The following is a 12,239-nucleotide window of genomic DNA, read 5'->3' on the forward strand; positions in this document are numbered from 1 at the left end:
TGCCGTGCACGCGCCGCTCAACGGTGCGCGCATGCCGCCCAGCCTGTCGCTGCCCGGTTTCCATTCGCCGCCGCCCGATCCGACCGTCTCCAGCGGCGCGGTGCGCGCCCAGCCGGCGCGCATGCCCTTCTACGTGGCCAGCAAGGGCAAGACCACCATTTACCTGCTCGGCACCCTGCATGTCGGCGATCCGGCCGACTACCCGCCCGCCCAGCCGTTCCGCCGGCCCATCCTGGCGGCGCTGGCCGCCTCGCCGGTGCTCGCGCTGGAGCTTTCGCCCGACGACCTGCTCGAGTCCGCCGACGATGTCTCGAAATACGGCAGTTGCCGTTACCCCTGCCTGCCGAAGCTGTTGCCCGAGCCGCTGTGGCAGCGCCTCGCCGGCCGGCTGCGCGGCAATCCTGCGGCACTCGACGGGATCCGCCGGATGCGGCCCTGGCTGGCCGCGCTGGTGGTGGAGACCTACGACTCGCTGTCGGCCGGGCTGCAGACCGAATACGGCACCGAGGCGCAACTGCAGAACGTGTTCCTGAAGAAGAAGGGCGCGCGCGTGGTCGGGCTGGAGACGCTGGCCGAGCAGATGCGCGCCTTCACCGGGCTGACGCTGGCCGAGCAGCGCGAGATGCTGGCCCAGGACATCACCCAGACGCCGGCGCAGAACGCCGACGACATCAAGGCCCTGCACCGGCTGTGGCGCATCGGCGATGCCGACGCGGTATCGGCCTGGGCCAACGCCAAGACCGAGCGGCTCGCGCATTCGCGGCCGCTGGCCGCGGCGATCGACAACAAGATCGTCTACGAGCGCAACCGCCGCTTCACCGCGCGCGCGATCGCGCTGGCGGGCCCGAACCGGCCGCTGTTCGTGGCGATCGGCGCGTTACATCTGGGTGGCCCCAAAGGTGTGATCGAATTGTTAAAGCGGCAAGGATTTCGCGTGGACGCCGGTTGATGATGGGGAAAACCCACACTTTTACCGATTTTCGCGGTTTAACGATTGACATGAAACATTGTCAAAACTATTCTCCAATCCACAACGGGATTGACACCGGAAAGTACAAAACACTACGGGGTAGTAGCACTATAAGAAGCGCGAGGAAGGCTTTGCCGGCACGTGTTTGACGTGCCGGCAAAGGCCACCGGCAGTACGCCAGGCCAATCGACAAAGAAATACGAGGCACGCTTCGAGCGTGGTTGAAATTGGGCGTTCCGCCGCCCGGCCGGCCGTGGTCAGAGCCGGCAGGCGGCGGACGTGTTTTAAGCCAGTTTCAGGTCGGTAAATCATGCCGACATTATCGAATGTCACGATTTTGAATGGCGTCATTCAAATGGCATTTGAATTCGCTATTTGACGCGATTTAAAAAAGCAAAGCGCCCGAGGGCGCTTTTTTCATTGGTGACTATGATTCTCGCGGTGACGCTTGCCGTGAGTTTGTCGCACCGGCAGGCGGCGTCGGCGCGCCGCGGTCGCGCGCCATTCAGGCATGCGCCGCGCCCGGCGCCGTCAGCGTCACGCCCGCGTGCTCCAGCGCGTCGCGGATGCGCCGCGCGAAGGCCAGCGCATGCGGGCCGTCGCCGTGCAGGCAGACCGTCTGCGCATTGAGCGGCACCCACTCGCCCGTCACCGCCCGCACGCGCCGCCCGCGCACCATCTCCAGCGTGCGCGCCAGCATCTCGTCCTCGTCCTCCACCATCGCGCCGGCCTCGCTGCGCGGCACCAGCGAGCCGTCGGCGCGGTAGCCGCGATCGGCGAACACCTCCTCCACGGCGGCCAGGCCCAGGCGCCGCGCGGCGCCCACGAAGCCGCTGCCGGCCAGGCCGAACACGGCCACCGACGGGTCGAAGTCGTGGATCGCCGCCACCACCGCGTCGGCGATGCGCGGGTCGCGCGCGGCCTGGTTGTAGAGCGCGCCATGCGGCTTGACGTGGGCGATGCGCCCGCCCTCGGCTTGTGCGATCGCAGATAGCGCGCCCAGTTGATAGAGGACGCCGGCGTAGATCTCGCTCGCCGGCAGGTCCATCTCCTTGCGCCCGAAGTTCTCCGGGTCGTGGAAGCTCGGGTGCGCGCCGATCGAGACATTCTTCTCGACCGACCAGCGCACGCAGTCGCGCATCGCCTGCGCGCCGCCCGCGTGCCAGCCGCACGCGATGTTCGCCGACGTGACGAGGTCCAGGAGCGCCTCGTCGGAGCCGCAGCCCTCGCCGAGATCGGCATTCAGATCGATTTCCATGATGTTCTCGTCCTGAGGGGTGAAAGGGAGCCGTCAGGCGGCCCGGGTGCCGGCCGCCAGCGCCCGGCGCTGCCGCTGGTGCGTCTCGTCGCGCAGCGCGATCGCCACGTCGATCTGGCGCAGGTAGGCGCGCTCGGCCGCGAGCGCCTCGCGCGCGGCCTCGACGGTGGTCGGCACGAAGCGGATCGGCAGGTTCAGGCGCGCCTGGGCGAGCTTCCAGAGATCGGCGCGGATCACCGTGCCGATCTGCGGATAACCACCGGTGGTCTGGGCGTCGTGCATCAGCACGATCGGCTGGCCGTTCGGCGGAACCTGGATGGTGCCCGGCAGCACCGCGTGCGAGAGCAGTTCCTCGCGCGCCTCGCGCAGCAGGGCCGGCCCCGCCAGGCGGTAGCCCATCCGGTTGCTGTTGGGCGTGACGCGCCATTCCTCGTCCCACAGCGCCTGCTGCGAGGCGCTCGCGAAGCCGCCGTATTGCGGGCCGGCCAGCACCCGCACCGGGGTGGGCCAGGACGCGTGCGTATGCGGGCGGCGCGGCAGCGCCTCGCTCGGCATCAGCGAGGCGCACCAGGCCGGCGCCTTGACGCCGAATTCCTGCGCCTCGGGCGCGAGGCAGGCGGGCGCGGCGGCGCCGGGCTGGCCGACCGGCAGGCGATCGCCGTCGCGCAGCGCGCGCCCGCCCAGGCCGCCGAAGCGCGAGCCCAGGTCGGTGCTGCGCGAGCCGAGCACCGGCAGCACGTCGATGCCGCCCGCCACGCACAGATAACCGCGCATGCCGTGCTGCGCGACCTGCAGCGTGAGGGTCTGGCCGGCCGCCACCGGCAGGCTCCACCAGGCATGCACGCGCCGGCCGTCGAGCGTGGCGCCGAAGCCGGTGCCGGTGATCGCGATGCGCGTGGCGCGCGGGAAGCGGAAGCTGGCGGGGCCGAGCGTGATCTCGATGGCGGCCGCCTCGGGGCGGTTGCCGACCAGCCGGTTGCCGACCTCGAGCGCCAGCGTGTCGAGCGCGCCGCCCAGCGCCACGCCCAGGTGACGAAAACCGCGCCGGCCGGTGTCCTGCACCGTCGACAGCGGCCCGGCGCGCAGCACCTCGATGCCGGCGAAAGCGCGGCCCTGGCTCATGATGCCTGCACCTCCCGCACCGTGAAGCGTACGCGGTCGCCCGGCTGCAGCAGGGTGGGCGGCGTCTGCGCGGGATCGAACAGGGGCAGGGCGGTGCGGCCGATCAGTTGCCAGCCGCCGGGCGCGCTGGCCGGGTAGATGCCGGTCTGCGCGCCGCCGATGCCGACCGAGCCGGCCGGCACCTCCAGGCGCGGCGCGGTGCGACGCGGCGTGTGCAGGGCCGCCTCGAGCCCGCCGAGATAGGCGAAGCCGGGCTGGAATCCGATGAAGAACACGATGTAGCTGCCGGCCGCGTGGCGTTCGACCACCTCGCGCGCAGCCAGCCCGGTATGCGCGGCGACCGCCGCGAGATCGGGGCCGGCCTCGCCGCCGTAGATCACCGGGATCTCGACCTCGCGGCCCGGCGCGGCATCGGGATCGGCCTCGCGCCAGGCAGCCTCGAGCCGCGGCAGCAGCGCCGCCGCCGAGGTCTCGAACGGATCGAACACCACCGTGAGATTGTTCATGCCCGGCACCACGTCGAGCACCTGCGGCCAGCCGCGCGCGAGCGCCGCGACCGCCCAGATCCGGCGCTGGCAGTCCAGCGTGGCGGGCGGCGGCGCTTCGCAGACGAGAGCGGTATCGCCTAGCGGGTAGAGACGGGGAGCGGTCATGGGCGGCTCACGGGCATCGATTGCTGCGGATGATACATCATCAATAATTTATCGATAAATTATCGATAAGAAGAAGGCGTTACGACGGTTGTCGAGCGCATCTGGCGTACACTGCGGCCATTCCCCGCCCTCGATGGTTCCCGCCGTGCCAGACAAAGCGCCCCGCCCGCCTGCCCAGATCGTTTCGTCCGAACATCTCGTCTCCGAGACCAGCGTCGAGCTGTCCGAGCTCGAATACGGGCTGATCATGGCGAGCAATGCGTTCAATCGCTGGATGGTCCGCTGCATGGACGCGGCCGGCGCCAAGGACATGACCGCGATCGAGGTCTCGCTGCTGCACCACGTGGGCCATCGCGACCGCAAGAAGAAGCTCGCCGACATCTGTTTCGTCCTGAATATCGAGGATACGCACGTTGCCACCTACGCGCTGAAGAAGCTCGCCGCGCGCGGCTACGTGTGCGGCGAGAAGTCGGGCAAGGAGGTGCTGTTCTCGGTGACGCCGGCCGGGCGCGCGCTCTGCGAGCAGTACCGCGAGGTGCGCGAGCGCTGCCTGATCGAGACGCTCAAGGAGAGCGGGCTGACCAACCGGCAGATCGGCGAGGCCGCGCAACTGCTGCGCAATGCCTCGGGGCTCTACGACACGGCCGCGCGCGCGGCCGCTTCGCTGTAGGCGGGGAAGAAGAAAGGCGGGAAAGGCGGGCGGCTCAGCCGGCCGCGCCCGAGCGATAGGCGTGGCGCTCGGTGAGGATCCAGTCGAGCGGGCGGTCGTGCGATTCGCGCGGCAGCGCGTCGAGCGCCGACACTTCGTAGGCCACGCCGATCGTCACCGGCAGCGCCTCGTTCGGCCAGGCCGCCAGCGTGCGGTCGTAGTAACCGCCGCCGTAGCCGAGCCGGAAGCCCTGCTTGTCGAAGCCGACGCAGGGGATCAGCAGCAGGTCCGGCACCAGCGCCTCGCCCTCGGCCGGCTCGGGGATGCGGTGATGGCCGGTGCGCATCGGCGCGTCCGGGGTCCAGCGCCGAAACGACAGCGGCGTATGGGGCTCGGCGATCACCGGCAGCGCGGCGCGGCGGCGATGGTCGTCGGCGAGCCATTCGGCGATCGTGGCGCGCGCGTCGAATTCGCCCGGCAGCGGCCAGTAGAAGCCCACCGTGAGCAGCGGATGCTTGCCGAGCAGATCGAGGATCCGGCGCGCCAGCGCGGCATTCGCGGCCGCCTCGCCGCTCGCCGCGCGACGCAGCGGCGCGAGCGTTTCGCGCAGCGCCTGCTTGCGATTGGCGACGGGGGGGCGTGCTATGCTTTCGCTCACTTCGTGCTCCATGAAAAACGATGTCAACCAGCCTCGTCCGAGTATATCGCGCGGCCGCCATGACGCTGTCGGCGGTCGTACTGGCCGCGGGCGCCGCCGCGTGTGCCGCTCAACCCGTCGACGACGTCACGTCGAACGACGATCAGGTCTTCGTCCAGCTACGCGAGGCCGCGCGCGCCAACAACCCGGCCCGCGCCGCGCAGCTCGCCGCGATGATCCCGAATTATCCGGCGCCGTCCTATCTCGAGTATTTCCAGATCAAGCCGCAGTTGTTCGACAGCTCGGGCAAGGCCCGCATCGACGCGCCCGACGCGCCGGTGCTGTCCTTCCTGCAGCGCTACGACGGCCAGGCGATCGCCGACCGCATGCGCAACGACTACCTGCTGGTGCTGGGCGCGCGTCATGACTGGCGCGGCTTCGACGAGCAGTACAAGCGCTTCGTGCTCGACGACGACACCCAGGTGAAGTGCTACTCGCTCGAGTCGCGCGCCTCGCGCGGCGAGAACGTCGCCGACATGGCGCGCCACCTTCTGGTCGAACCGAAGAACTACGGCGATGCCTGCGTCGACCTGATCTCGGCGCTGGCGGTCAACCAGCAGTTCTCGTCCGACGACGTCTGGACCCAGGCGCGCCTGGCCTTCGAGCAGAACTACACCACCACCGCCGGCAAGATCGTCGACGTGCTCGGCCCGCGCCCGGCCGGCTTCGACCAGGCCGCCGGCGCGCCGCCGCTGTTCCTCGCGCGCGGCGTCGGCAGCGATGCCGTCTCGCGCCAGCTGGCGCTGATCGCGATCACGCGCATGGCGCGCAACGATCCCGACCAGGCGGCCGGCATGATGGGCACGCTCACCCAGCTCTCCAAGTCGGAGCAGGCGATCGCCTGGGGCGAGATCGGCATGCAGGCGGCGCTCAAGCGCTCGCCGATGGCGCTGCAGTACTACAAGCAGTCCGGCGGCGCGCCGCTGTCGGTGCCCGGCTACGAATGGCGCGTGCGCGCCGCGCTGCTGGCCGGCGACTGGCCCTCGGTGCGCTGGGCCATCGACCAGATGCCCGACGAGCTGCGCGCCCAGCCGGCCTGGCTCTACTGGCATGGCCGCGCGCTGAAGCAGGCCGGCGACGCCGGCGGCGCGAACCGCGACTTCGAGCAGGTGGCGGGCCGCTTCGACTTCTACGGCCAACTGGCCGCCGAGGAACTGGGCCAGAAGACCGTGATCCCGCCGCGCACCGCCGTCAGCGACGCCGAGGTCGACGCGATGAGCCAGGTGCCCGGCTTCGCGCTGGCGCGCCGGTTCTACGCGCTGAACCTGCGCCTGGAAGGCAACCGCGAATGGAACTGGCCGCTGCGCGGCATGACCGATCGCCAACTGCTGGCCGCGGCCGAATACGCCAAGCGCATCGACATGCTCGACCGCACCGTCAACACGGCCGATCGCACCACCGCGATGCACGACTTCACGCTGCGCTATCCCTCGCCGTATCGGCCGATCGTGGAGCGCTACGCGGCCACCAGCGGGCTCGATATCGAATGGGCCTATGGCCTGATCCGCCAGGAATCGCGCTTCATCACCAATGCGCGTTCCTCGGTGGGCGCCGGTGGCCTGATGCAGCTGATGCCGGCCACCGCGCAACTGGTGGCCAAGAAGCTCGGCATGGGCGGTCTCTCGCGCGCGCAGATGCACGACATCGACACCAATATCCAGCTCGGCACCTGGTACCTGTCCGACATCTACCAGAAGTTCGACGATTCGGCGGTGCTGGCCACGGCCGGCTACAACGCCGGGCCGGGCCGCCCGCGCCAGTGGCGGCAGGTGCTGACCCAGCCGGTCGAGGGCGCGATCTTCGCCGAGACCATCCCCTTCAACGAGACGCGCGACTACGTGAAGAACGTGCTGTCGAACACCACCTATTACGCGGCGCTGTTCGAGGGCAAGCCGCAGTCGCTGAAGGCGCGGCTCGGTTTCGTCTCGCCCTGAGCCGGGTGCCGGGGCCGGCCCGGGCCGCCTGCCGGGTCGAGCCGGGCCTTGGCTTTCGCGCGGGCCGCGGCGGGATCGCGGCCCGCGATTCGTTTCCCGCGCGCGCTCGCGCGGTCGAGGCAGGGCAGGCGGCAGCCCGATCGTCGCGGCGCGCAGTCGACAGCTGACGGAGGCTCGCCCATGGATCGACCGCCCCTCGCCCTGATCGGCGCTACCGGCTTCATCGGCGCCCGCCTGGTCGCGAACCTGGTTCGCGACGGCCGCCCGGTGCGGATCGCCGCGCGGCGCCGCGAGCATGCCCGCCATCTCGCCACGCTGCCGGTCGAGATCGTCGAGCTGGACGGCTTCGATACCCGCAGCCTGGCGCGCTTCGTGGCCGGCGCGCAGGTGGCCGTCAACCTGGTCGGCGTCCTCCACGGCGGCCATGGCAAGCCCTACGGCGAAGGTTTCCGGCAGGCCCACGTGGCGCTGCCGGCGGCGCTGGCGGCAGCCTGCGCCGAGGCCGGCGTCCCGCAACTGGTGCAGGTCAGCGCGCTCGGTGCCGATTCGCGCGGGCCCAGCATGTACCAGCGTTCCAAGGGCGACGGCGAGGCCGCGCTGCATGCGGCGGCGGCCGCTTCCGGCGGCGCGCTGGCGGTCACGGTGCTGCGGCCCTCGGTGGTGTTCGGCCCCGGCGACGCGTTCCTGAGCACCTTCGCGCGGCTGCAGCGCAGCCTGCCGGTGCTGCCGCTGGCGATGCCCGACGCGCAATTCCAGCCGATCTACGTCGGCGACGTCGCGCAGGCGCTGAGCCGCGTCAGCGGGCTGCGCGAGGCGCATGGCAAGACCTACGAGCTGGGCGGCCCGAAGGTCTACACGCTCGAGCAATTGGTGCGCTACTGCGGCGTGCTGGTCGGGCACGAGGCACGCATCCTGCGCCTGCCCGACGCGCTGGCGCGGTGGCAGGCGCGCCTGTTCGAGTGCCTGCCCGGCGAGCCGGTGATGACGCGCGACAACCTCGATTCGATGCGCGTGCCCAACCTGGCGAGCGGGCCGCTCGCGCCCGAGCTGGGGATCCGGCCGGCCAGCATCGAGAGCGTGGCGCCGTCCTACCTCGGCGCCGGCGGCACGCGCCACGATGCCTGGCGCGCGCGTCGCTGAGCGCGGCAGGGCATCGCCCCCGATTCACTTATTTTTGATGAAGCAGCAAGGTTCGAGCATGCAATTGATCATTGGCGACAAGAGCTATTCCTCCTGGTCGATGCGGCCCTGGGTGCTGATGCGGCACTTCGGGATCCCCTTCGACGAGACGCTGATCGAGCTGCGCAGGCCCGAGACGAGCGCGCGGATCCGCGCGGTATCGCCCTCGGGCAAGGTGCCCTGCCTGATCGACGACGACGGCCTGGCGATCTGGGATTCGCTGGCGATCGCCGAGACCCTGGCCGAGCGTCATCCGGCGCTGGCCATGTGGCCGGCCGAGCCGGCCGCGCGGGCCCGCGCGCGCAGCGTGTCGGCCGAGATGCATGCCGGCTTCGTCGCGCTGCGCGCCGAGATGCCGCTCGATATCCGCGCCACCCTGCCGGGCCGCGAGGCCTCGCCGGCGGCGCTGGCCGACGTGGCGCGCATCGACGCGCTGTGGCGCGACTGCCTCGCCGCCTCGGGCGGGCCGTTCCTGTTCGGTGCCTTCGGCATCGCCGACGCGATGTACGCGCCGGTGGTGATGCGCTTCGTCACCTATGCGCCGCCGCTGTCCGAGGTCGCGGCGGCTTATGTGGCGCGCATGCTCGCGGTGCCGGCGGTGGCCGCCTGGGCCGACGAGGCGCGTCACGAGACGCGCGTGTTCGATCACTGAGCGACGATGGACCAGGGAATGCGGCGGCGGCCCGGTGCCGCGCGCCGCGGCAAGGAGGTGATGTCATGAAGATCTACGCAGTCGGCGGCGCGATTCGCGACGAACTGCTCGGCGTGCCGGTCCAGGATCGCGACTACGTGGTGGTCGGCGCGACGCCCGAGCAGTTGGCGGCCCAGGGCTATCGCCCGGTCGGCAAGGATTTCCCGGTGTTCCTGCATCCGCGCACCCACGAGGAATACGCGCTGGCGCGCACCGAGCGCAAGACCGCGGCCGGTTATCACGGCTTCCAGTTCTATTTCGCGCCCGACGTCACGCTCGAGGAGGACCTGGCGCGCCGCGACCTGAGCATCAATGCGATGGCGCGCGAGCTGAGCCCCGACGGCAGCCTGGTCGGCCCGGTGGTGGATCCGTTCGACGGCCGCGCCGACCTGGCCGCGAAGCGCTTTCGCCACGTCGGCCCGGCCTTCGTCGAGGATCCGGTGCGGATCCTGCGGATCGCGCGCTTCGCGGCCCGTTTCGCCGATTTCACGGTCGCGCCCGAGACGCTCGCGCTGATGCGCGAGATGGTGACGGCCGGCGAGGTCGACGCGCTGGTGCCCGAGCGGGTCTGGCAGGAGCTCTCGCGCGGGCTGATGGAGGCGAAACCCTCGCGGATGTTCGAGGTGCTGCGCGAGTGCGGGGCGCTGGCGCGCATCCTGCCCGAGGTCGACGCGCTGTTCGGCGTGCCGCAGCGCGCCGACTACCACCCCGAGGTGGATACCGGCGTGCACGTGATGATGGTGGTGGACTACGCGGCGCGGCACGGCTACACGCTGCCGGTGCGCTTCGCCGCGCTGACCCACGATCTCGGCAAGGCCACCACGCCCGAGCACGTGCTGCCGCGCCATATCGGCCATGAAGGCCGCAGCGTCGATCTGCTCAAGCCCTTGAGCGAGCGCCTGCGCGTGCCGAACGAGTGCCGCGACCTGGCCCTGCTGGTGGCGCGCGAGCACGGCAACCTGCACCAGGTGATGAAGATGGGCGCGGCCGCGCTGGTGCGCTTCCTGGAGCGCGCCGACGCGCTGCGCAAGCCCGGTCGCTTCGCCGAGATGCTGCAGGCCTGCGAATCGGATGCGCGCGGGCGGCTCGGGCTGGAGACGCAGCCCTATCCGCAGGCCGAGCGCCTGCGGCGCGCGCTGCTGGCCGCGCGCTCGGTGGATGCCGGCCAGGTGGCGGCCGGGCTGCGCGGCAATCCGGAAGGGATCCGCGAGGCGGTGCATCGGGCGCGGATCGCGGCGGTGGCGGCCGAGCTCTCGATCGACGCCGACGCGGGCGAATGAGCGGCGCGCCGGCGGTGGCGATCCGCGCGGCGCGGCCCATTCGACCCGGTCGCGACCGAGCCGCGCGCCTGGCCGGCGCGCTTCATCGATATTCAATCGGGAAAAAAACGAAACCGTCACCCGCGGCCGATGCCGCGCGTGACGGTTCTGGGGGAAGCGATCTCAGCGCGCCGCGCCCGACACGCGCCCGTCCGGGCCGTACAGGCCGGCACGCGCCGGCTGGGCACGCAGCACCTGCAGGGTGCGCTCGTTGTAGTCCATGCGAATGCGGATCAGCATGCCGTTGTTGAGGTTGGCGTGGCGCACGCGCTCGGTGGCCTCGCGCAGCAGCTTCCAGCGGCTCGCGACGCTCGGGTCGCGCTCCGAGGCGGCGTCGATGCCGACGCGGCCGGCCGGGTAGCCGAGCGCGGCGAGCTGCACGTCGCGCTGCTTCTCGAGCGTGGCCAGGCGCTCGACCAGCTGGGTCTTGCGCTCGATGATGTCGGGCAGCGTATCGGCCGGCGAGGCCGCCGTCAGCGCCTGTTGCTCGTAGGCGAGCAGGGAGGCGAAGGCTTCCACCGTCGCGTGCTCGTCGTTGATCGTCGCCAGCAGTGCTTCTTTCATTGCGTCTCGCTCAAAACGCCGGCGCGCGGACCATCCGCGTGCCGATTGCGGTCGCCCCCCGCCGCCCTCAGCCGAGCTTGACCGGCGTCTGCACCAGCTCGCGAGCCGTCTGCAGGATGCCGTCCGCGATCTTGCCGGTGTCGATCGAGAGCGAGCCGTTGCGGATCGCATCGCGGATCGACGCCACCTTCGCGGTGTCGATATCGGCCGAGCCCGACGAGGCCAGCGATTGCAGGTTCGTCGACACGGAGGACAGGTTCACGTTCGCATCGCCGCCGGTGGCGGGCGCGGCGTCGGCCACCGGCGCCGCGGGGGCGGCGGCCTGGCTGCGCGACGAAGCGGCGTCGGAGGACGCCGGGCGGACGTTCGTGGCGGGGGTGGAATCGATTTTCACGATGAGCTTCCTGAACGATTTGAGCGAGATAACGGCAGGACGGAGCCGAACTTTAGCGCTCGATCTTCAGTAAATGCTTTCAGAAACAAAAGTTTGCACTCTTTTGCAGTCTTACTGGCCGCGCTGGCGGCGCCCATCATAACGGAATCTCGACCGTTCCCGAATCCTTCACCACCGCCGTGACGATCTGGCCCGCCGCGAGGCGCACCCGCACCTGCTGGCCCGGCCCCGCGTTGTTCATCACGCTGCCTTCCGACGAAATCGTGAAACCCTTGCCGGCCGCCACCACGCGCACGGTCTGGCCGATCGTCACCGACGAGGCGCTGCGCAGCATGTCCTGGCGTAGCGGCAGGCCGGCCGCCACGCGCACCAGCGAGGTGCCGCCGACTGCCTGGCCCGGGTCGGTGATGATCGCCAGCGGCAGCTGGGTCAGGTCGCCGTCGTGGGCGACCAGGTCGGCGGCCGTCAGCACCTCGCCGGGCGACAGCGCGCGGGCCGCCACGTAATAGGTGCCCTGCACCGAGATCTTCGACTGCAGGTAGAGCGTCCAGGGTTTCGCGCCGGCGCAGCGCACGCCCACCGTGGTGCGGCCCCAGAGCCGCGCGCCGGTCGGCAGGAAGGGCTCGAGCCCGGTGCAGGCGGCCAGCCCGCGCGGGAAGGCCGGCGCCACCGTGACGATCGCCTTGCCCGGCAGGCCGGCGGTCTGCTGGCGCAGGAAGGCCAGCGCGGCCTGGCGGATCGCTTCCGGATCCTGCTGGCCCTCGGGCACCGGCGGCGCGGCCTGGGCCTGGGCGGGTGCGGCGCCGGTC

General features: G+C 70.8%; 13 protein-coding genes. 6 read left to right on the forward strand and 7 right to left on the reverse strand.

The genetic code is table 11. The features are described from left to right. Positions 1 to 4 precede the first annotated feature (4 nt). Positions 5 to 949: a TraB/GumN family protein gene (locus F3J10_RS30970; RefSeq protein ID WP_167243703.1), complete on the forward strand. Its 945-nt coding sequence runs from the start codon at positions 5 to 7 to the stop codon at positions 947 to 949. A 526-nt stretch (positions 950 to 1,475) separates the two neighbouring features. Here F3J10_RS30970 and pxpA read toward each other — a convergent pair. The 3 genes from pxpA to pxpB are packed head-to-tail and all read right to left on the reverse strand — an operon-like array spanning position 1,476 to position 4,003. After that, on the reverse strand, positions 1,476 to 2,228 hold the full coding sequence (pxpA, locus tag F3J10_RS30975) for a 5-oxoprolinase subunit PxpA (RefSeq protein ID WP_013699663.1): 753 nt from the start codon (positions 2,226 to 2,228) through the stop codon (positions 1,476 to 1,478). 33 nt (positions 2,229 to 2,261) lie between these two features. Further along, positions 2,262 to 3,350 carry a biotin-dependent carboxyltransferase family protein gene (locus F3J10_RS30980; protein ID WP_025101346.1) on the reverse strand — a complete coding sequence of 363 codons (1,089 nt, stop codon included), beginning with the start codon at positions 3,348 to 3,350 and terminating at the stop codon, positions 2,262 to 2,264. Further along, positions 3,347 to 4,003: a 5-oxoprolinase subunit PxpB gene (pxpB, locus tag F3J10_RS30985; RefSeq protein ID WP_025101347.1), complete on the reverse strand. Its 657-nt coding sequence runs from the start codon at positions 4,001 to 4,003 to the stop codon at positions 3,347 to 3,349. Before pxpB ends, F3J10_RS30980 begins: the two co-directional genes overlap by 4 nt. Positions 4,004 to 4,136: 133 nt before the next feature. On the opposite strand from pxpB, the gene F3J10_RS30990 reads away from it, so the two are divergent. Further along, the gene (locus F3J10_RS30990) at positions 4,137 to 4,673 is read left to right on the forward strand and encodes a winged helix DNA-binding protein (RefSeq protein ID WP_166916081.1); all 537 of its coding nucleotides are present in this window, start codon (positions 4,137 to 4,139) and stop codon (positions 4,671 to 4,673) included. Positions 4,674 to 4,707: 34 nt separating this feature from the next. Here F3J10_RS30990 and F3J10_RS30995 read toward each other — a convergent pair whose 3' ends face one another. Beyond that, positions 4,708 to 5,310: a 5-formyltetrahydrofolate cyclo-ligase gene (locus tag F3J10_RS30995; protein WP_166916083.1), complete on the reverse strand. Its 603-nt coding sequence runs from the start codon at positions 5,308 to 5,310 to the stop codon at positions 4,708 to 4,710. A gap of 20 nt (positions 5,311 to 5,330) precedes the next feature. Here F3J10_RS30995 and F3J10_RS31000 point away from each other — a divergent pair, with 20 nt between their 5' ends. The 4 genes from F3J10_RS31000 to F3J10_RS31015 all read left to right on the forward strand — a co-directional run bounded on the left by F3J10_RS31000 (position 5,331) and on the right by F3J10_RS31015 (position 10,433). Beyond that, positions 5,331 to 7,283 (forward strand): lytic transglycosylase domain-containing protein, encoded by a 1,953-nt coding sequence (locus F3J10_RS31000; protein ID WP_167243699.1) that lies wholly within the window; start codon positions 5,331 to 5,333, stop codon positions 7,281 to 7,283. Positions 7,284 to 7,463: 180 nt separating this feature from the next. After that, the gene (locus F3J10_RS31005) at positions 7,464 to 8,423 is read left to right on the forward strand and encodes a complex I NDUFA9 subunit family protein (RefSeq protein ID WP_167243700.1); all 960 of its coding nucleotides are present in this window, start codon (positions 7,464 to 7,466) and stop codon (positions 8,421 to 8,423) included. Between the two features lie 58 nt (positions 8,424 to 8,481). Beyond that, positions 8,482 to 9,114, forward strand: coding sequence for a glutathione S-transferase family protein (locus F3J10_RS31010; RefSeq protein ID WP_029951317.1), 633 nt, complete (start codon positions 8,482 to 8,484; stop codon positions 9,112 to 9,114). A 65-nt stretch (positions 9,115 to 9,179) separates the two neighbouring features. Next, positions 9,180 to 10,433: a multifunctional CCA addition/repair protein gene (locus tag F3J10_RS31015; protein WP_167243701.1), complete on the forward strand. Its 1,254-nt coding sequence runs from the start codon at positions 9,180 to 9,182 to the stop codon at positions 10,431 to 10,433. Positions 10,434 to 10,595: 162 nt separating this feature from the next. On the opposite strand, the gene F3J10_RS31020 is transcribed toward F3J10_RS31015, so the two are convergent. The 3 genes from F3J10_RS31020 to flgA form a co-directional block, all read right to left on the reverse strand. Beyond that, on the reverse strand, positions 10,596 to 11,036 hold the full coding sequence (locus F3J10_RS31020) for a flagellar protein FlgN (RefSeq protein WP_013699655.1): 441 nt from the start codon (positions 11,034 to 11,036) through the stop codon (positions 10,596 to 10,598). Between the two features lie 67 nt (positions 11,037 to 11,103). Next, the gene (flgM, locus tag F3J10_RS31025; RefSeq protein WP_013699654.1) at positions 11,104 to 11,430 is read right to left on the reverse strand and encodes a flagellar biosynthesis anti-sigma factor FlgM; all 327 of its coding nucleotides are present in this window, start codon (positions 11,428 to 11,430) and stop codon (positions 11,104 to 11,106) included. 136 nt (positions 11,431 to 11,566) lie between these two features. Continuing rightward, the coding region (gene flgA / locus F3J10_RS31030) for a flagellar basal body P-ring formation chaperone FlgA (protein WP_167243702.1) at positions 11,567 to 12,239 on the reverse strand (673 nt) is incomplete at its 5' end.

Source organism: Burkholderia sp. Cy-637 (assembly GCF_011753175.1).
In the GTDB taxonomy this organism is placed as follows: Bacteria; Pseudomonadota; Gammaproteobacteria; order Burkholderiales; family Burkholderiaceae; genus Burkholderia; species Burkholderia gladioli.

Excerpts from the sequence above, each read along its gene's own strand:
- pxpA (WP_013699663.1), bottom strand. The coding sequence starts at position 2,228 with ATGGAAATCGATCTGAATGCCGATCTCGGCGAGGGCTGCGGCTCCGAC.
- F3J10_RS30980 (WP_025101346.1), bottom strand. The coding sequence starts at position 3,350 with ATGAGCCAGGGCCGCGCTTTCGCCGGCATCGAGGTGCTGCGCGCCGGG.
- pxpB (WP_025101347.1), bottom strand. The coding sequence starts at position 4,003 with ATGACCGCTCCCCGTCTCTACCCGCTAGGCGATACCGCTCTCGTCTGC.
- F3J10_RS30990 (WP_166916081.1), top strand. The coding sequence starts at position 4,137 with ATGGTTCCCGCCGTGCCAGACAAAGCGCCCCGCCCGCCTGCCCAGATC.
- F3J10_RS31000 (WP_167243699.1), top strand. The coding sequence starts at position 5,331 with ATGTCAACCAGCCTCGTCCGAGTATATCGCGCGGCCGCCATGACGCTG.
- F3J10_RS31005 (WP_167243700.1), top strand. The coding sequence starts at position 7,464 with ATGGATCGACCGCCCCTCGCCCTGATCGGCGCTACCGGCTTCATCGGC.
- F3J10_RS31010 (WP_029951317.1), top strand. The coding sequence starts at position 8,482 with ATGCAATTGATCATTGGCGACAAGAGCTATTCCTCCTGGTCGATGCGG.
- F3J10_RS31015 (WP_167243701.1), top strand. The coding sequence starts at position 9,180 with ATGAAGATCTACGCAGTCGGCGGCGCGATTCGCGACGAACTGCTCGGC.
- F3J10_RS31020 (WP_013699655.1), bottom strand. The coding sequence starts at position 11,036 with ATGAAAGAAGCACTGCTGGCGACGATCAACGACGAGCACGCGACGGTG.